Below are 19,331 nucleotides of genomic sequence, written 5' to 3' on the forward strand. Positions count from 1 at the left end.
ACAGGGACAAATGTTCTGTCGCTGCTGCAAGGTTAATATTTCAATACCGCCAAAATAGGCGCATGGTCTGATACTTTGGGCTCAACTATTACTTCGTGTGAAATTACTTTAAAGTCAGATCCCGGGGTGAAACTGATATAATCAATCGTTTTGTTGGGCCTATCAGCGGGAATAGTAAAACCACAGGTTTGGCAGCTTCGGGTAAAGTGCTGGTCCAGTTTATTAATAACGTTTGTTCCCGGTTGCGCGTTCAGGTCGCCGGCCAGTATAAATGGTAGTTTTATGGTTTTAGCAATATCGATGATCTCCTTTATTTGCAGGTCGCGGTTGGTTGGTGGGCCTTGCGCATCTAAATGCGTGGTGCCAAACATAATGGATTTACCGCCCGGTAAACGGATCTCGGCGGTAAGCAATACGCGGTGTTCGCCTTTGGTGCTTTCAAGGGTAGGCAGTTTATGTACTACCGGGTTAATCAAGTTGTATTTGGATAGGATGGCTACGCCATATTCGCCGCCGCCGTAATCAATCGCCTTGCCAAAATAAACATTCATACCCGTTTTCTTTCCAAGTTCAACGGCCTCGTCAATCTTTCCATCCCTGCCGGTATTTACGTCTATCTCCTGTAGGGCCACTATATCCGGGTTTTGGTTTTTGATAGCGGCAGCTGTTCCGTCAATATCAATTAAGCCGGTTGCGGGCGGGCTGCAATGGCGCACATTGTAGCTCATTATGCGTATGATGTTTGTTGCAGACACCTGCGACTTGTGTACAGTGCATGACCCTGTAAGGATGATTATAAACGTTAGGGATAAATACTTCTTCATAGTAACAATTGATTGGCTTTATAGGGACTAATGTAAGCTGATTTTAACTATCAAACCAATAGCAATAAATAAAACAGGATAATATGCCTTACTAATTAGGTAAAAACCTAAAATATTACACCGCTTTAATTCTATTTCTTTGGATTGGTAAGGTATGAGTTGTTGACTTATTAAGTCAAACAACGATATCGATCCATAATAACTAAATTAGCTAAAGTTTAAAACCATAACTATGATATTTAAAAGATTGCACCTGGTAGCATTGTTTCTTTTTTTAACCGTGTTTGCGGCGCAGGCACAAACAACCGCTGTTGATGCTACGGCAAATCAGCATCTGAAAAAACTACAGCAGCAATTTATCGATGAGCGTTTTGGTATGTTCATCCACTTTAACATCCCAACATATATGGATGCCGATTGGCCCGACCCGGAAGCATCACCATCAAACTTTAATCCAACCAAATTAAATTGCGACCAATGGGCTAAAGCGGCAAAATCGGCCAACATGACCTACGGTTGCTTAACCACCAAGCACCATAGTGGCTTTTGTATATGGGATACCAAAAGCACCGACTATAACGTAATGAACAGCCCGCTTAAGCGCGATGTTGTAAAAGAATATGTTGACGCTTTCCGCAAAAATGGCATAAAGGTATGGTTGTATTATTCGATATTGGATACCCACCACAAACTACGCCCTAACCAGATCACACCAAGCCATATAGAAATGGTTAAAACCCAAATAACCGAGCTGCTAACCAAATATGGCAAGATAGAAGCCCTGGTTATTGATGGCTGGGATGCCCCATGGTCGCGTATAAGCTATGATGATATCTCTTTCGAGGATATCTATCACCTGGTAAAAAAACTACAGCCTGACTGCTTATTGATGGATTTGAACGGTGCCAAATATCCTAAATTGGGCTTATACTATACTGATATAAAAACATACGAAATGGGTGCCGGCCAGCGTATGGAAGCTGGCAGCAATACCATGCCTGCATTAGCCTGTTTGCCTATCCAAAGCTCATGGTTTTGGAAATCAAACTTCCCGACTACACCAGTTAAAACTGCAGCCAGTTTGGTTAATGATTATTTGATTAAATTAAATAATGACCGTTGTAACTTCATCCTTAATGTAGCGCCAAATAAAGACGGTTTGTTTGATGATAATGCTATTGCCGAGTTAAAAGAAATAGGCAAGATCTGGAAAAACGATGGCCCATTGGCTGCATTGCCAGATAATGATGCGCCTATTATATCATCAAACCTGGCTAAAAACCAGGCAGCCAATTCAAGCTGGAGCGATGATATGAATATCAGCGACTTTGCCAATGATGACAGCTTTAATACTTCATGGCAATCAAGCCCAACCATTAAACAACCATGGTACGAGATCAGCTTTAAACATGAAACCGGTTTGAATACCATTGTAATAGCCGAGCGCCGTGCCAATATCAACAAATACAAACTGGAATATTACGCGGCAGGTGAGTGGAAGCCGATATTAGATGGTGATAAAACTACCAACGTAAAAATACATCGCTTTAACCGCATTTGGGCCAACAAAATCCGTATGCAAATTATTGGCTATAACCGTACACCATCAATATCCGAATTCGAGGTTTACAACGAGCAACGATAGATTATGAATATCTATTAAATTCTATAGATTTAATAGACTTGTTGTAATGATTTGTTGAATTTTTGAGTTGTTTTTCAACAAAATTGACATTGTGTTAAAAATTAGTTAAATTTCAATCGTAAACGCTTAGCGGCGTTTATAGTTAACTGAATTTTTATTGGTTTTTAGCACGGTTGTACATTGGAAACAATTTCCAGGCGAAGTTTTTTAAGCAAAGGATCAATGCTGGCTGGCGGGGCGTACCCGGCAATGCTGGCGTTGGGCATGCTGCGCCCGGCACCCGCCCACGCGTTTAACCTGGAAGGTAACGGCAACGGCAAAAAGATAATTATTTTAGGCGGAGGCCTTGCAGGTATGACCTGTGCTTACGAGCTGAATAAGCTGGGCTATAATTGTACAATCTTAGAAGCCCGGAGCCGGGCCGGGGGGCGTTGCTGGAGCATCCGTAATGGCAGCACCAATACCGAAACCGATAAACCAACCGCTACAGCCAAATTTGACGATGGCCTTTACTTCAACGCCGGCCCGTCGCGCATCCCGCACCATCATCAACTTACTTTACATTACTGCAAAGAATTAAATGTGCCCATACAGGTTTACAATAATGTAAACGAAGGGGCTTATTATTTTGCCGAAGGTAAGGGGCCGCTATCCAACAAAAAAATCCGCGTACGCGAAGTTCATAACGATATGCGTGGCTACATGGCCGAGTTGCTTACCAAGAGCGTTGATAGCAGCACCCTGGATAAAGCATTAACTAAAGAAGAAGCGCAAAAAGTACTGGAATACTTAGCTGCCGAAGGCGGGCTGGATATTGATAAGCTATATAAGGCATCGGCCCGCAGGGGCTATACAGAAACACCGGGCGCAGGGGATAGACCGGGGAAGATCGGCCAGCCGCATAAATTGGCAGACATGATCCAATCCGGTTTATTAGACCCTGATTCTTACAATGTTGCCGAATATACGTATGAGTTGCAAATGACCATGTTCCAGGCTATAGGGGGCATGGATATGATAGCTAAGGCCCTGCAAACTAAAGTAACACCTATGCTGAAGTTAGGTGCCGAGGTAACCAATATAACCAACCTGCCCGAAGGCGTAAAGGTAGCTTATAAGGATGCGGCAGGCGCACATGAATTACAGGGAGATATCTGTATCTGTACCATCCCCCTGCCCGTATTAAGTAACATCAATAATAATTTTTCGGGCGATGTAAGCCGTGCTATCGACTACATCAACTACATGAAGACCGGTAAGATAGGCCTGCAATTTAAACGCCGGTTTTGGGAGGAGGATGACCATATTTATGGCGGTATTACCCATACTAATAACGAATTAACCCAGATCTTCTACCCATCATACGATTACCTTGGTAAAAAGGGGATACTAATAGGTTATTATAACTTTAATGATAAAGCAAAACGCACCGGCGATTTAAGCTATGCGGAGCGAGAAAAACTGGCTTTGGAAAAAGGCCGGTTAGTACACCCGCAATATGATCAGGAGTTTGAAAAATCGTTCTCGGTAAGCTGGCATAAAACCAAATATAATTTAGGGGGATGGGCAGAGTACAATACCGAGACGCGAAAAACCCAATACCCGGTATTATTAAAGCCGGATAAACAGGTATACTTTGCCGGCGAGCACTTAACCTATTTAAACGCGTGGATGGCCGGCGCGTTTGAGTCGGCCAGGAGTGTGGTAAGCGCGGTACATGCACGCATAACAGAACAGCGGGTAAGCTATCCCGCAACAAATATTAAAGGATAAAATTAACTAACTCACGCTAAAACAGTAACAAGATGTCAAACGAAATTAACCGCAGAAACTGGATCAAAACCAGCGCTATGATGGCCGGGGGACTGGCCTTCCTGGGTGGTACGGCAGATAAACTGGCCGCTGCACCCCTCATTAAAAAATTAAATCAGGGTGAAGAAGTGCTAACCGAGGAAATGTTCCTTAGAGGTGCGCCTATCGAGTTAAAAGCCAGGTTAAACGCAAACGAGAACCCGTTCGGCCCATCACCAGCTGCCAAGAAAGCTTTGATGGAAGCCATTGATAATAGTTTCCGTTACCCTATGCGTTCTATCGGCGACCTGGCCGAGAAGATAGCTAAATACGAAGGTGTTTCGCCATTTAATAATGTCATGATGGCTGCGGGTTCAACACCATTGTTGATGGCTGCCGCTATGCATTATAGCGAGGGGGGTAAAGATATCATCACCGGCGATCCATCTTACGAGGATCTGCCATCACGTGCCGTAAAGTTTGGCGCCAAATGGGTAAAGGTTCCGTTGACACCTGATTATAAATTAGATCTTGACGCTATGGAGGCGAAGGTTAACTCAAATACAGGTCTTGTTTATATTTGTAACCCCAACAACCCTACCGCGACAGTTGTTGATACTGCAAAATTGAAAGCCTTTATTGACAGGGTATCAAAAAAAACTACCGTATTTGTTGATGAGGCTTATATTAACTATCTGCCAGATCCGGATGCTGTAACTATGATTGGCTGTGTTAAAGCAGGGCAGAACGTTATTGTAGCCCGCACCTTCTCTAAGTTATATGGTTTTGCCGGTTTACGCTGTGGCTATATCATAACTCAACCCGAAATTATTGGGACACTATCTAAGTATGCCGATGGCTTTGGCTTATCTGCTCCAACCATTGCCGCTGCAATGGCTGCTTATCAGGAAAAAGACTTTTTACAGGATGCGTTAAAAAAGACGATGGCGTCGAAAGAGTATTTGTATAGTGTGTTAAAAAAAGAAGGTTACGAATACATCCCGTCATCGGCAAATTTTGTGATGTTCCCATTAAAAATGGACCGGAATAAATTCTCTGACGAGATGTACAAACGTGGCGTAGGTATCCGTACCTGGAAACTGAACGGTAAAGATTATTGCCGGATCAGCATAGGCCGTATGGACGAAATGGAAGCTTTTGCCGATGCCTTTAAACAAATATCATAACACCAAACAGGAATAATAATGCGTAATATATTTTTAACCTTTTGCCTGCTGTATGTAACCGCGACTACATCGGCACAGCAAAAGACCCCGAACCCTCGCCCGTTAACAATGGATGAGTATACCAAGGCAAAAACTTATACTATTGCCGACCTTGACAAGGATACCTATGTTAAGTTTGACGGTGCCTATGTGCTTGACCGTTATGAAAGCCGGAAGCCATACTTTATTACCGGCAGCGATAACTTAAAAAAACGGATAGACCTTTACAAGTTCATAGCCAAAGAGGGTATGCAGGAAATTGGCCTGATGGTATTTTATACCAGCGAAACGGGCAAACGCTACCAGGCTTTAGTACCCGATTTTACTGCAGACGGCAAGGTTTGGGGGGCTTATTTTCAGGATATTGATGATATTAATAAAGTAGAGAAAAACTTTATTCTGAAGTTATCTTATGTGCTTTCAAAGGAAATGAGCTTTCAGCAATACAAGGTATTGAATGGTGGTAAGGACATGAAAGAAGAATCGGCCACTTATGGTAACGATATCTGTTTCCCCGGCGATGAATTGGTGACTATGGGTAACGGAACTAAAAAGCTGCTGAAAGATATTAAAAGCGGCGATAAGATAATTACCGTCGACCCGATTACGCACCAACCATCTGCAACTAAAGTTAGAGAGCTAACAGTACATGCAGCTAAAAACTATGCGTTAACGCAATTGGTACTGGTATTGGCAACCGAAACGAATACAGCAGCTGCAGTAAATATTAACCTGCGTGCCAAAGTTTTAAAAGCAACACCTAATCACCCTATGATGACCAAAGACGGCAGCGCCAAAATGGGCGATGTAGCGTTAGGTCAGCAGGTGCTTTGCTTGAACGAGCAAACCGGCAAATACGAAGCCTTTACCGTGCTGCAAAAGACAGAGCATGGCGGCGGTATGCAAAAGGTTTACAATATAGTTGCCGAAAAAGGCAGTACATTTTCAATGAACGGTGTTATGGTAATGCAAAAATAGTATTGTAGCAATCAATCTGTTACAAAGCGGGTAGCCTAAAACTATCCGCTTTTTTGTTTATTTGCGTTAACTAATTATGATCAAGCAGTTTTTATTTATTATTGGTGTTTTATTTGGGGTGACTACTGGGGAGGCGCAGCAGCGGAAAATCCCGACAGATATTGCAGGTAAACAAATATTGTACGGTAAGGACCTGATTGCCCGTACGGCTTATTATTTTGGCCCCAAAGGCAAACTTGGTCATTTAACTAATGGTATGAATTGCCAGAATTGCCATAACGCTGCCGGCACTAAGTATTACGGACTGAATCTTATTTCTACCGCCGCCAACTACCCGCAATATATGCCGCGTACCGGCGATGTAATGTCAATAGCAGGGCGTATTAATGGCTGTATGCAGCGGAGTTTGAACGGGCGGGCCTTAGATACCACCAGTCGCGAAATGAAAGCTATGGTAGCTTACATGAAGTGGTTGGGGAAAGGTGTAGCAAAAGGGCAGAAGCCACCCGGCAGCAGTGTTTTAAAACTGGCTTACATGGATAAACCTGCCGATCCGATAAAAGGCAAAGCGGTTTTTAGGCAAAAATGCCAGGTTTGCCACGGCGCAGAAGGGCGTGGACTAAAAGTTGCTAACGGCGCGGTTTATACTTACCCGCCGCTATGGGGTAATGATAGTTATAATGATGGCGCAGGCCTTTACCGTATAACAACGTTTGCCGCTTTTGTAAAAAGCAATATGCCTTTTGGCACTACTTATAAAACCCCGCAATTAACCGATGAAGAAGCCTGGAATGTAGCTGCGTTTGTTAATTCGCAACCAAGACCACATTTTGATCAAAGTAACGACTGGAAGGATATAAGCAGGAAACCTATTGATTTCCCGTTTGGCCCGTACGCAGATCCATTTAGCGAAAGCCGGCATAAGTTTGGCCCTTACCAACCAATTGCAGATGCGCGAAAATCAACCGGTAAAAAATCATAACTTTATATTTTAAACAACACATACATGAAAAACTTAGTTAAATACTTCGTAATTATTTTAGCAGTAGCATCAATAAAAACTGCATCGGCACAATCAAATGCAGATTTTAAAGGGGCTGAAGCAAAATTACCACACTATAAAGCCCTTTATTTTGTTGACGATACGGCGTCTGCCAAAATAGGCATGACACTGCGCAACATCAACAATGCTATTGAAGACCCGCGTTTAAAAGGTAAAGTTGAAGTAGAGTTAGTTGCTTTTGCAGGAGGATATACTATGTTTTTGAAAGCCGGTAAGTATGAGTCGCAATTAAAAGCTTTACAGGCAAAAGGTGTCGTGTTGGCTGAATGTGAAAATACCATCAGAGAAAGAAAAATTGACAAAGCTACTTTGTTCGACTTTATAGGTTACGTACCAAGCGGCAATGGCGAGATAATCATCCGCGGTAACGAGGGCTGGACAATTGTACATCCATAATAATATAGATGATGAAAAAGGGACTGCTATTAATAACTTTTGTATGTAGCGGACTGTTTGCATCAGCGCAGGATATTAAGGGTAATTATGCTATTAAAAATGTGCAAACCGGAATGTTGTTGCGCATTAAAGATGCTAACTCAAAAACCGGCACCCCAATAGTGGCCTATTATCCAGAGAACTGGAAATGTATGACGTGGGATTTTAAAAAGACTGAGGCGAACACTTACCAGTTGCGTAACCTTTTTAGTAATAAAACCTTACAGCCAACAACATTGGCGAGCGCAAATGTGCCGTTTAACGAACAGCTACTTATTCCCGGCGAAGCTAAACAGCAATATGAGTTTATTCCGGTTAAGAAAGATACTTACCTGATCAAACTTAAAGGTACTGATCTGTACCTAACTCCGGCCGATCCAAAAGGCGAAGTAAATTCGGCTATTGTATTGGCAGCCAAAAAAGGTACGCCCGACCAGCAATGGTTTATTTATGAGCAGGCGCCTACTATGTAAGCCATGTTGAGAGCCACCGTGGGCAAGTGGTATAGTCATTGTAGATTAAGTACCGACATACTGGTTTAGTGTAACCAGGTTATTCAAGGCATCACCGGCGGTATTGTTAAAATAGATATAAACGGTTTTACCTTCCTCCACCCACTCTTTAATGTACAAGCCGTATTCATATAAAATATCGTCTTCATAGCTACCGCGGTACCGGCCACCCGGTCCGTGAAAGCGTACATATACTACATCTGTATCAATAGGCTGCATAGGTGCCGCCGAAGCAGGCATATCATGCAATACAAAACTGGAATTATATTTCTCCAACAATTCATAAACATCGTCGCTATACCATGACGGATGCCTGAATTCTACCGTTAATTTCCAGCCGTTGTTAAGTTGGGTAACAGTGGCTAATAAATTATCCAGTTGTGTGGCATTTGCTATCGTGTTGCTGGGTGGTAGTTGGATCAGCAAACAGCCTTTTTGAGCTTTTGGTATATCTATGGCCTGCATAAAATTTTGTACATCCTGCGGTTTGAAAACCAGCTCCTTGTTATGGGTGATCTCCTTCCATAATTTGTAGGTGAATTTAAAATCATCAGGTACTTCGTTGCTCCATTTGGTAACTGTAGCGGCTTTAGGTAGTTTATAAAAAGAGCTATTAATCTCTAAACTATTAAACAATGTAGCGTAATAGGACAGCCTTGATCTGTCCCGGTGTTCGGGCGGGAAATCGCGCTTGGGTATGGGTGTTAACAGGCCGCTGGTGCCGGCATAAAAATTTTTGGTGGTATCCATAGCTAAGCAGTCGCTGGTTGTTTGTTAACCGTTTTATTACGGATGAAAATTAATGCCATTAACGCACCTAAAAAACCCAGCCCCGCGGATATTCTCATAATATTAGCGTAAGCATTGATAAACCCTTCGTGATAGGCTTTTTCTATAACAGGTTTGTCTTGAACTGCAATATTTGCAGGCACTTTGGCATTACCCAGGTCAGTCACTTGCTGCATTACCAATTGTTTGTCTTTTGTATTAAGTGGAACAGTTTTTATTTGTGATTGCAAAGCGCCCGAAAAGAACAGCACGGCCAGCGCGCCAAATATCGCGTTAGCAAACACGCCCGAGATCCGCGTCATAGCATTGTTAATGCCCGATGCTGTACCCGAGTAATGATCGCTTACTGATGCCATTACGGCGGCTGTAAGTGGTGCAACTGTAAAGGACATGCCCAGGCCTAAAACCAGCACACCGGGGAAGAAAGTAGTCCAGTAATCTGCCGGCCCGCCGGTTTGTTTAACAAACGATAAGATGAGCAAACCTGCGCCGGCTATTGCAGGGCCAAGTACGAGAAATAAGCGTGGGCCATGCTTGTCGGCCAAACTACCGGCAAAGCGGGCAATGGTTATCATTAAAACCGTAAAAGGCAAAAAAGTTAATCCTGATTGCAATTGGCTATACCCCTGTATCTGTACAAGGTTAAGCGATAAAAACAACATACCTGCACCCAAACCTGCATACAGGAAAAACGTAAGTAAATTGGCGCCGCTAAACGTGCTGTTGGAAAATAATTTAAGCGGCATCATTGGGTTGGTGCTCGTTATTTCAATAATTATAAATATTACCAGGAAAACAGTACCGGCAACAACCGAGCCGTAGGATTGGATATTAACCAGGCCGACAGCCGGCATACGCAAAAAGCCAAAAGTTATTAAAGCTAAACCCAGGGCTATGGTTATAGCGCCTGCAAAATCAAGGCTTTGTTTGTTATCCTGGTCTTTTATCTCGGTTACTTTAAAAGCCAGCATTAGCAAGGCCGCTACGCCAAACGGAACATTGATAAAAAATATATAGCGCCATAAGCCCGCATCGGCTAAGGCGCCACCCAATATTGGCCCGCCCATAGTTACAACTGTAGTAAATGCCGACCATGTGCCGATAGCTCTACCACGCTCTTTAGCGTTGATGGATGATGAGATAAGTGATAAGCTGCCGGGTATCATTAAAGCCCCGCCAATGCCTTGTAAAAGCCTGCAAATAACCAGCGTTAAAACACTGCCTGATAATCCACACGCCGCCGAGCCGGTGATGAAGATAAAGATCCCCACCATAAATATTTTTTTGCGACCCAACTTATCTCCCATGGCACCACCTATTAAAATAAGTGAGGCCAGCATGAGGAGATAGGCGTTCAAGATCCAGAACAGATCGGCGCCCGTAGCTTTTAAACTTCGCTGTAGTGCCGGTAAAACCACATTTAAGGCCGTCGCATCAATAAATGCCATAGCCGAAGCGAGAATGGTTGATACCATTATCCATTTACCTGCCGCACTGTTAAGCGCTACTGTTGCCATTGTAAGTTAACGTAGTTAAAATAATTGAGTTTCAATTATTTTCTAAAAAGAGCCAACGGATAATTTATGGCTTATAGCTTCCTGCTTCTTGCATGGTAAAAAAGTAAAACTGATACTGAAATTTAGAGCCCATATTTAAAAATGCAGTAAATAGCTCTAAAGCCATCTTTCCAGCCAATTTTTTTTCCATCTTCATAGGTACGGCCGTAATACGATATACCGACTTCATATATACGGATGCGTGGTATTTTTGCAATTTTCATGGTAACCTCGGGCTCAAAGCCAAAACGTTGTTCTTTTAAAACAAGGCTCTGTATAATTTGGGTGTTAAACAATTTATAGCAGGTTTCCATATCTGTAAGGTTAAGGTTTGACAGCATATTAGATAAAAATGTTAAAAATTTATTACCTATAGTATGCCAAAAAAACAAGATTCGATGGGGGTTGCTGCCCATAAATCTTGAGCCATAAACAATATCAGCAAAGCCCTTACATACAGGTTTTAACATGTCATTATATTCGTCAGGATCGTATTCAAGGTCGGCGTCCTGTATAATAAGGTATTCGCCGGTAGCTTTGGCAATACCGATATGTAAACATGCACCCTTGCCCTTATTAAAGGGTTGTTTTAAATACACAATATCAAGCACTGCATTTTCTTTATGGTAATCAGCTATTGCCGAAGCCGTATTATCGGTTGAGCAATCATCAACAATTATAATCTCTTTTTTAATATTGTTTATAAGCGTTACATTTTTTATTTTATCCAATATCAAATGTATAGTACTACCCTCATTATATGCCGGGATAATTATGGAAAGCTTATTAATATTCATTGATGTATTATAGCTTAATTAGTATTGGCTAAGGCTTTATAAATTGCATATCCGGTGCTCTGGTATATTTTTTCAAATTTTTTATATTTTTCAAACCGGGTAAGATATTTTATTGAATCTTTTTTAAACTGATTCTGTGGATATAGTAAATAAATATTCCCGGCATTTTTTCCATAATATAGCGTGGTTTTATGCCTGGCATCATTATTAAAATGAAAGTTAAGAAAATTATCTTCTAATAATACCCTGTTATTTCTAATTTCTAATGCCATATGTGGCGCCGTTAAATAAAATATATCCCTGCCTTTATTATTCAGGTTATCAAGGCTATGAATTTTATTGATCAAATCTTGCGGGTAAGGGGATGTCAAACCACTATAATCGCTTACAGTATTTTTACTTTTAATATGAAGTTTAATAGCGTTAATGTAAGTTATTGCATTAAATGCCGTATACATAATAACCAACCCCCACAGCAACGTTTTAGCTAATTGCCCTCGCCAAAATATAATAAATAATGTGGGGGTAAGTAACACAGTAATGATCATGAAGTGACGATATTCATAAGATACATCTACATTCATAAAATAAATTAATGTATAAAAGCATATGCTCACCCCGGCAAAGCATAGCAATACAGTTTTATATAATGGAGTTATATTACGGCTTTTAATTATCAAATAATATACTGGTAATACAACAACCATCCCAATTAACCAATGGATTGTCTTGTTTAGTGTATGTAACGAAAAGAACCCCAAAAATGGCGCAACAACAGGATATGCCAATATTCGTAGCTGTATCCTGATTCCTAAAGATGAATCGCTAATATTTCTATTATGGTTTAAAAATAAGAATTTAGATGCTACAAGGTAGATAACTAAGGCTATGCCTAAGCAGGAGCCATTTATAAATATCTTTTTGAAATCAAGATTTTTAAATGAGATGAAAGGTAAAACCGAAGTTGATAAAAACAGGTAAAGCAAAGCGCCGCAAAAAATATTGGTAAATGATGCTTTAAGAAAAAAGCCAATTGCTGATAAAAGAACTAATAAAGCTAAGTTTGAAAAATTTAGCCGGTCGCGCTTAATTACCCAATAAATAAACCAGGGGCAATAGGCAAGCATTAAAATTCCACCACCGTCATACACAAACAAATTGTCCCAAAAAAAAGGCTGAAACAACGTGAAAAGCAATAAACAAAGTGCAGTTATTGAAGTTGGGTAGCCATCTTTAGCTATCCTGTCTTTTTTTTTAATTAGCTTTGAGTATAGTTTATAGATACCAAAGCCGGAGAATAAAAGGCAAATTACGATAAGTATTTTTAACGCGATACTGAGCCTTACGTTAAGGCATTTTTCAATAAGCATAGGTAACGCAAACTGGCCTGGCGACCACCACGACACAAACTCGTTTTCGTCTTCATTTATATTTGAGGTTTTTGGGTGTTGATAATGGTTAAACGGTATGTGCCTGTAACCGTTGTCTGTCATTTTAAGTGTCAAGGCCGTATCCGGAACCAAATTTTGAAATGATACACAAACAACAATCATAGCTATAACTATATAACTAAAAATTGCTATGTAAAGAATGTTTTTAAGTTTGCTATTATTCAAATATCAATGAGTTTAAAACCGGTGTTATTTATGATATTGCTTTAATTCTGTCTTTAATTGTTGTATCTGTTCTTGCGCCTGATGGTTTTCCAGGAAATAATAAATTGCCGCAATTAAAAATATCTTACCTAACACAAATACACCGGCCATTATCCATCTCCATGCTTTATGCACGCGCATTTGGCTTGACTCGGCCTCAACCTCAATAAACTGGTTACCGTTGTTGTAATAATGACGGTTGTTGGCTCCGCGATCACTTATTGGTGGGGTGTCGCCAGGTACAATAAGTGCGTTAATGCCACGCTCTATTTTTTCAAACATTCCCGGTGGTGGCGGTATTGAAATATGGCGGGCAAGAGTTTCGAGATCGGTTTCTAATTGAAATAATGCGTCTTGTATTTCAGGATATTGTCTTTTTAACAGCAGCAATTGCCGGATTTCTTCTTCTGAAGCCGAACCCAATACATAGGACTCCAATACCCCGCTTTCTATGTATTTTTTAATTTCCATTTAATCTCCTTATAATACAAAATGCTTCTTTCAATAAAGTTTTTATCAGCTCTTCAGATTTGTTTATCTCCCTCGATAGCTCGGCGGTAGTTTTCTTGTTATAGTAAATACTGCAAAAAACATGCTTTTGTGCTGTAGTCATTTTATCAAGATACTTACAGGCTATGCTATTATTTATATTGACAACAGCTGGTGCTTTATACCCTTTTACCGAATCATGAAAAGGTATAAGTTCTTCCCTGGCAAATCTTAATAACTGTACCCAGTTATTATTTTCACTCCAATTTGTACAGTTATTTTTTTGGGCTATTGTATTAAAAGTTTTTAGCAGATACTCTTCAGCTACCACTTTGTCTTTAACTACCTCATTAATATAGCCCAATAACATAGCCGCATAATTATCATATAATATATGTATGCTCGGCGGTTTATTTTGTAGTAACACCTTTCCTTGTTTTCTCATAATTATTCCTAATCCAAGTAAATCCGCGTCCCAAAAAAGTCATGATAGGTATTTACGCGTAAAATTATAAAACTTTGCCGTACTTTATAATTGTATTTTAACTGTTAAGCAATAGGTTTAATACCGTTTATTTAAATTTATTTAAACAGGTAGTTGTAATAAGCTAACTTGTACCTGATAATTATTATAAACCATTAATAACCAGTGCGATGAAAAAGATTAACAATGGTGTTTGCCTGGCCTTGATTGCCGTCGCTATAGCAAATGTTGTTTATGGGCAATCATTGCCACGATTTAAAAAACATGTTATCACCAACGATTTTATATCAGAGGGAGTTGCCGTAGGCGATGTCAACCATGATGGTAAAACAGATATCCTGGCAGGCACCTGCTGGTTTGAAGCACCCGATTGGAAACGCCACGAGATAGCACCGACAAAAAGCCTGAAACCAGGCACCGAATACAGCGATTCATTTCTTGATAATAGTATTGATGTTAACCTTGATGGCTGGACAGACCAGGTAATAGTTGGCTACCCCGGCGAACCCGCAGTATGGTATGAGAATCCTAAAAATAAGGAGGGCTATTGGAAAAAACATGCTGTAATGGATGGGGTAGGTGTTGGCAACGAATCGCCAAATTTTGTCGATGTTGATGGCGATGGGCGCATAGATATTTTATGTGCCGATGTAAAAGCTAAACAAATGGTTTGGCTAAGCCCGCCAACTAAAAAAGGCGATACTATCTGGACGAGATACCCAATCAGCGCGGCTAATATTCCGGGAACGGACCGCTATTCGCATGGATTAGGCATGGGTGATATTAATAAAGATGGCCGTAACGATGTAATGATAAAAAGTGGTTGGTGGGAGGCACCGGTTGACCGCAAACAGCCCGACTGGGTTTTTCATCCGGCGAACTTTGGCGATGATTGCTCAGAAATGTATGTGCTGGATGTTAACGGCGACGGATGGAATGATGTAATAAGTGCGTCGGCGCATAAATATGGCATTTGGTGGCATGAGCAGGTTAAAGATGCGCAGGGAAATATCAACTGGAAGCAACACGAGATAAACCGGGATTTTTCGGAAACGCATGGTATGGCGTTAAACGATATTGATAATGACGGCTATCCTGATCTTGTTACAGGTAAAAGGTGGTATGCGCACAACGATACCGATACTGATCCTGGCTCGCACGAAGCGTCAGTAATTTACTGGTTTGAGTTTACGCCGGGCATAGCGCCTTACTTTGTTCCGCACCAGATTGATAACGATTCAGGTGTGGGTTTGCATGTAATTGTAAAGGATATGAATAAGGATAAAAGGAAAGATATTGTGATATCTAACAAAAAAGGCGTATTTTATTTCGAAAATACACGTTAAGAATATCAAATACTATCATCTATGCCTTTAACCCGTAAACAAGCCTACCGCCGAATAGAAATTACCCGTATACTATTAATTGCCATAGGCATAGCCTGCGCGGCCTTTGGTTTAAAAGGATTTTTGATCCCTAACGAGTTTATTGATGGTGGTGTTACCGGCATTTCCTTATTGATAAGCTCCATAACCGGCTGGCCAATATCTATATTGATACTGGTAATTAATATCCCGTTTATCTGGCTGGGTTATAAACGGGTAGATAAGCTGTTTGCCCTTAAAACACTCATAGCTATAATTATTTTAGCACTGGTATTGTATTTCGTTACTTTCCCATTAGTAACTAAGGATAAATTACTTACCGCTGTTTTTGGGGGATTCTTCCTGGGTACAGGTATAGGGCTGGCCATGCGCGGCGGCAGTGTTATTGATGGTACTGAACTGTTAGCTGTTTATATAAATCCGCGTTCTGCGTTATCTATCGGGCAGATAATCCTGGTGATTAACATCTTTATATTTGGGATAGCGGCTTTCTTTTTAGGGATCGAATCGGCTTTGTATTCAATCCTCACTTACCTGGCGGCAACGCAAACCATCAACTATATAGTACAGGGTTTTGACGAATTTACATCAGTAACCATCGTGTCGCCCAAAAGCGAACTGATAAAAAATGTAATAATGCGCCACCTGCATAGGGGCGTAACGGTTTACAAGGGCGAACGCGGCTTTGGCAAAACAGAAATCACCAATAAAAATGTAGATATTATAGTAACTGTAATAACCCGCCTTGAGGTGCAGCGCCTTGTTGCACGTGTGCAGCAAATTGATCCCGCTGCTTTTATTGTTACCAATTCCGTATCAGGAGTACGGGGTGGGTTAATAAAAAGGCAACCGTTAGATCATTAATTAGTAATTATCGTAAATGTGGTTTGGCATACCCTATTTTTACAAGTATCTAGCCGTAATGGTAGCGATTGCGCCATAAAATCGGATTTTGGCAGATATTTTAAAGTCTTTTTGTCAGTAAAAGTGATTTGTGTCATGTTGGTGACAAAATGTCTGTTAAAATTTTTAATTTTATTAAAGAGGTGTAAATCGCAAATTTATAATCGCAATTTTTGACGAAAATAAAAAAAAAGGCATTTTTTTTTGGTCAAAATCAAATTCTGAGTGCTTTTTCTGCTTTTTGAGTGATGAAAAATCGTAATATTTCCAATTGTCAGCATTTTTTTGGCTTATTTCTGATATTTCCTGAAAAGTTAATTTATTTAATTTTTTAAGACACCTTTTTTTTCTGATCGATTTTAAATCGCAAATAATCTATTCGCCAAACCAAATAATTAAATGCGAATTTTTTAATTAAGCAATTTCAAAAAAAGGCTTTTTTGATGATAAAAGGCCATAAAATTTTATGGCATATTTTGTGACGCAGGCAGTGCATATAGAATGCAATTTGTTCTTGTCTCGTGATCCCTATGGATATCAGAAAGAAATAATTGTTTTTCTGAAGAGATATTAATTATTTAATCACATTAAATCAAAACATCATGTTAGTAGTATTAGAAGTTGTTGCATTATTAGCCGCCATTATTGTTCCTTTAGCTTACGGTGCTAAAAGAGCCGAGTCAAGAAGGTCATCAAACTAATAAGTAAAAACTTAATAGTATAAAAAAAGGGATAGCGAATGCTATCCCTTTTTTTGTTTTATAAATTCTTAATTATTCAGCATAATTCCCAATCGGCTTAGTTCGATTTCGCCGGTGCCCGTTAATATTACAATGCGCGAGTTTGCTTTAGGTCTGATCCAATGCAGGGTATGCATTTGTTTCAGCATAGCCGCGCCCAGTGCCCCGGCTAAGTGATGTTTCCTTTCGGTCCAGTCTAAACAAGGTTTTGCAAAATTACGTTTTGCTCTCCTGATGTCGGTTACATTCAAACCCATTTGCCCGAACCAGTGCTCGCCATTTGTACTAACTGTAAATTCATTATTACCAGGTATCAGGATCTTTTTATTTACTAATGATTGTGTAAGATCAACCGCGATTTTACCGGCCAGATGATCGTAGCAAGTTCGGCAATACTGTATATCGCCGTTTGCGAAATGCTTGTTACTTGCCTCTTTTGTATGAGGCATTAAGTTACAAATTGCCTCAATAGCATAAGCCACCTCGGGCCTTGCAAAGCTATAATAACGGTGTTTGCCCTGTTTATCAGCCTTTATAAAACCGGCTTCTAATAATTTATTTAAATGGTTGCTTGCAGATTGGGGCGACACATTCGCTACTAATGCAAGTTCGCCGGCGGTGTAAGCGCGGCCATCAAGCATGTTCCATAACATATTTGCTCTTGCCGGCTCGGCAATTAAGCCAGCTACTGTTGCAAACTGATCATCGGTTTCCATATTATTTATCATTGTAAAACAAAGCTATAACAATATAAAACTTCATGTTTCATTTTAAAATGAATTGTATCAAACCCATTAATATTATCCTTGCAGAACTTTATAATTAATTACTTTTAACTGCATGGAAAAATCAAAAGGCCTTATCGTTTATATTTTTTACGCCATACTTGTTTTAACCTGGGGCAGCTCATTTATCCTGATGAAGATAGGGATGGAGTATTATACGCCGGCCCAGGTGGCCACCATACGGCAGGTATCAGCATTGATAGCGCTGGCAGGCTTCGCGGTATTTAATATCCGTAAGATCCCCGTAAATAAATTAGGTTACGTATTATTGACTGCCGCCTTAGGCATGTTTATACCTGCCTATCTGTTTTGCTATGCAGAAGCAGGCATGAGCAGCGCCATAGCGGGTATTTTAAACGCTTTAACCCCGGTATTTACATTGGTGCTGGGCGCATTGTTTTTCAAACAACAGATCTTACGGATGCAGCTGGTTGGATTGGCCATAGGTATTATTGGTATAGCCTTGCTGGTATTGGTAAACGCAAAAGGCCAATTAGATGTTAACCATTTTGGATTTTTTGTAATATTAGCCACCATTTGTTATGGTTTGAATATAAATATTGTTAAAACCTATTTATCAGATCTTAATCCGTTGCATGTTACTACCGTAGCTGTTATGTTTGCGGGTTTGGCTTCTTTACTATATCCGCTGATTACCGGTGGATTCCATATTTGGCCGCTTACAGCGCAAAACAAGATTCCCCTTATTGCCTCCATAACTTTAGGGGTATTTGGTACAGCAATGGCGCAACTGCTTTTTTACCAGGTTATTAAACGCTCATCGCCGGTGTTTACAAGTTCAATTGTGTTTGCCTTACCTGTAGTGGCTGTTTTTTGGGGCGTGTTTGACGGAGAAACAATAATGGCCTGGCATTATGTAGGTATGGCTTTTATAGCCAGTGCAATAATTGTTATTAAGCGGGCGAAGTAAGTGGGGTATATAGAGGGTAAAACAAGCTAAACAGGTAACAATTGTACTACAAAAACTATAGGATATAATCTATTTTGAATTTAGAATCAATCCGGATAAGCAATAGGGCATGGTTTTGAAGCTGGAATTTACAGCTTTCTGACGGTGTTAGGGGGGATTGTTGTTACTGTAAAAGGCTTGTGATAGCATATAGCAGCTTATACCAATTTGCCGCTATTGATTTTGAAGCCATATTAATTAACTTTGTTGCATAGCTATTATTAGTAAGACGAAAAACAAAGCAACATAGCGCCTGTTAAACCTCTGACCAAATAATAAGTCTGTACTAACAAATAATCAATTA

General features: G+C 40.3%; 18 protein-coding genes. 10 read left to right on the forward strand and 8 right to left on the reverse strand.

Translation table 11 applies throughout. The features are described from left to right. Positions 1–32: 32 nt before the first annotated feature. Complete coding sequence (locus ABIB50_RS00465) at positions 33–824, reverse strand: endonuclease/exonuclease/phosphatase family protein (RefSeq protein ID WP_429376306.1); 792 nt, start codon at positions 822–824, stop codon at positions 33–35. A 232-nt stretch (positions 825–1,056) separates the two neighbouring features. Between ABIB50_RS00465 and ABIB50_RS00470 the strand changes: the two genes are divergently transcribed. The 7 genes from ABIB50_RS00470 (at position 1,057) to ABIB50_RS00500 (ending at position 8,435) form a co-directional block, all read left to right on the forward strand. Then, the gene (locus ABIB50_RS00470) at positions 1,057–2,469 is read left to right on the forward strand and encodes an alpha-L-fucosidase (RefSeq protein WP_429376307.1); all 1,413 of its coding nucleotides are present in this window, start codon (positions 1,057–1,059) and stop codon (positions 2,467–2,469) included. A gap of 180 nt (positions 2,470–2,649) precedes the next feature. Then, positions 2,650–4,242 carry a flavin monoamine oxidase family protein gene (locus ABIB50_RS00475; protein WP_429376308.1) on the forward strand — a complete coding sequence of 531 codons (1,593 nt, stop codon included), beginning with the start codon at positions 2,650–2,652 and terminating at the stop codon, positions 4,240–4,242. A gap of 32 nt (positions 4,243–4,274) precedes the next feature. Then, positions 4,275–5,447 carry a pyridoxal phosphate-dependent aminotransferase gene (locus tag ABIB50_RS00480; protein WP_429376310.1) on the forward strand — a complete coding sequence of 391 codons (1,173 nt, stop codon included), beginning with the start codon at positions 4,275–4,277 and terminating at the stop codon, positions 5,445–5,447. 18 nt (positions 5,448–5,465) lie between these two features. After that, entirely contained in the window at positions 5,466–6,464 is a 999-nt protein-coding gene (locus tag ABIB50_RS00485) for a Hint domain-containing protein (protein ID WP_429376312.1), read from the forward strand. A gap of 76 nt (positions 6,465–6,540) precedes the next feature. Continuing rightward, positions 6,541–7,446 (forward strand): c-type cytochrome, encoded by a 906-nt coding sequence (locus ABIB50_RS00490; protein WP_429376313.1) that lies wholly within the window; start codon positions 6,541–6,543, stop codon positions 7,444–7,446. Between the two features lie 24 nt (positions 7,447–7,470). Continuing rightward, positions 7,471–7,923 (forward strand): DsrE family protein, encoded by a 453-nt coding sequence (locus tag ABIB50_RS00495; protein WP_429376315.1) that lies wholly within the window; start codon positions 7,471–7,473, stop codon positions 7,921–7,923. Positions 7,924–7,931: 8 nt separating this feature from the next. Further along, entirely contained in the window at positions 7,932–8,435 is a 504-nt protein-coding gene (locus tag ABIB50_RS00500) for an RICIN domain-containing protein (protein ID WP_429376317.1), read from the forward strand. A gap of 45 nt (positions 8,436–8,480) precedes the next feature. Here ABIB50_RS00500 and ABIB50_RS00505 read toward each other — a convergent pair whose 3' ends face one another. The 6 genes from ABIB50_RS00505 to ABIB50_RS00530 form a co-directional block, all read right to left on the reverse strand. After that, positions 8,481–9,224, reverse strand: a complete 744-nt coding sequence (locus ABIB50_RS00505) for a DUF72 domain-containing protein (RefSeq protein ID WP_429376318.1) — start codon at positions 9,222–9,224, stop codon at positions 8,481–8,483. Between the two features lie 2 nt (positions 9,225–9,226). Next, positions 9,227–10,780: an MFS transporter gene (locus ABIB50_RS00510; protein WP_429376319.1), complete on the reverse strand. Its 1,554-nt coding sequence runs from the start codon at positions 10,778–10,780 to the stop codon at positions 9,227–9,229. 122 nt (positions 10,781–10,902) lie between these two features. After that, positions 10,903–11,616, reverse strand: coding sequence for a glycosyltransferase family 2 protein (locus ABIB50_RS00515; protein WP_429376321.1), 714 nt, complete (start codon positions 11,614–11,616; stop codon positions 10,903–10,905). 14 nt (positions 11,617–11,630) lie between these two features. After that, positions 11,631–13,109: a hypothetical protein gene (locus ABIB50_RS00520; RefSeq protein WP_429376323.1), complete on the reverse strand. Its 1,479-nt coding sequence runs from the start codon at positions 13,107–13,109 to the stop codon at positions 11,631–11,633. Between the two features lie 147 nt (positions 13,110–13,256). Continuing rightward, complete coding sequence (locus tag ABIB50_RS00525; protein WP_429376324.1) at positions 13,257–13,742, reverse strand: hypothetical protein; 486 nt, start codon at positions 13,740–13,742, stop codon at positions 13,257–13,259. Beyond that, positions 13,732–14,205 (reverse strand): sigma factor-like helix-turn-helix DNA-binding protein, encoded by a 474-nt coding sequence (locus ABIB50_RS00530; RefSeq protein ID WP_429376326.1) that lies wholly within the window; start codon positions 14,203–14,205, stop codon positions 13,732–13,734. The genes ABIB50_RS00525 and ABIB50_RS00530 overlap by 11 nt, the downstream gene beginning before the upstream one ends. Positions 14,206–14,414: 209 nt before the next feature. On the opposite strand from ABIB50_RS00530, the gene ABIB50_RS00535 reads away from it, so the two are divergent. Both ABIB50_RS00535 and ABIB50_RS00540 read left to right on the forward strand, forming a co-directional pair. Further along, positions 14,415–15,590, forward strand: a complete 1,176-nt coding sequence (locus ABIB50_RS00535; RefSeq protein ID WP_429376327.1) for an FG-GAP repeat domain-containing protein — start codon at positions 14,415–14,417, stop codon at positions 15,588–15,590. A gap of 21 nt (positions 15,591–15,611) precedes the next feature. Then, positions 15,612–16,493 (forward strand): YitT family protein, encoded by an 882-nt coding sequence (locus tag ABIB50_RS00540; RefSeq protein WP_429376329.1) that lies wholly within the window; start codon positions 15,612–15,614, stop codon positions 16,491–16,493. 808 nt (positions 16,494–17,301) lie between these two features. Here ABIB50_RS00540 and ABIB50_RS00545 read toward each other — a convergent pair. Then, positions 17,302–18,000 (reverse strand): ArsR/SmtB family transcription factor, encoded by a 699-nt coding sequence (locus ABIB50_RS00545; RefSeq protein ID WP_429376331.1) that lies wholly within the window; start codon positions 17,998–18,000, stop codon positions 17,302–17,304. 112 nt (positions 18,001–18,112) lie between these two features. Here ABIB50_RS00545 and ABIB50_RS00550 point away from each other — a divergent pair, with 112 nt between their 5' ends. Then, on the forward strand, positions 18,113–18,988 hold the full coding sequence (locus ABIB50_RS00550; protein WP_429376333.1) for a DMT family transporter: 876 nt from the start codon (positions 18,113–18,115) through the stop codon (positions 18,986–18,988). Positions 18,989–19,331 lie beyond the last annotated feature (343 nt).

Origin of the sequence: Mucilaginibacter sp. UYCu711 (assembly GCF_050433825.1) — a bacterium.
Lineage (GTDB): Bacteria > Bacteroidota > Bacteroidia > Sphingobacteriales > Sphingobacteriaceae > Mucilaginibacter.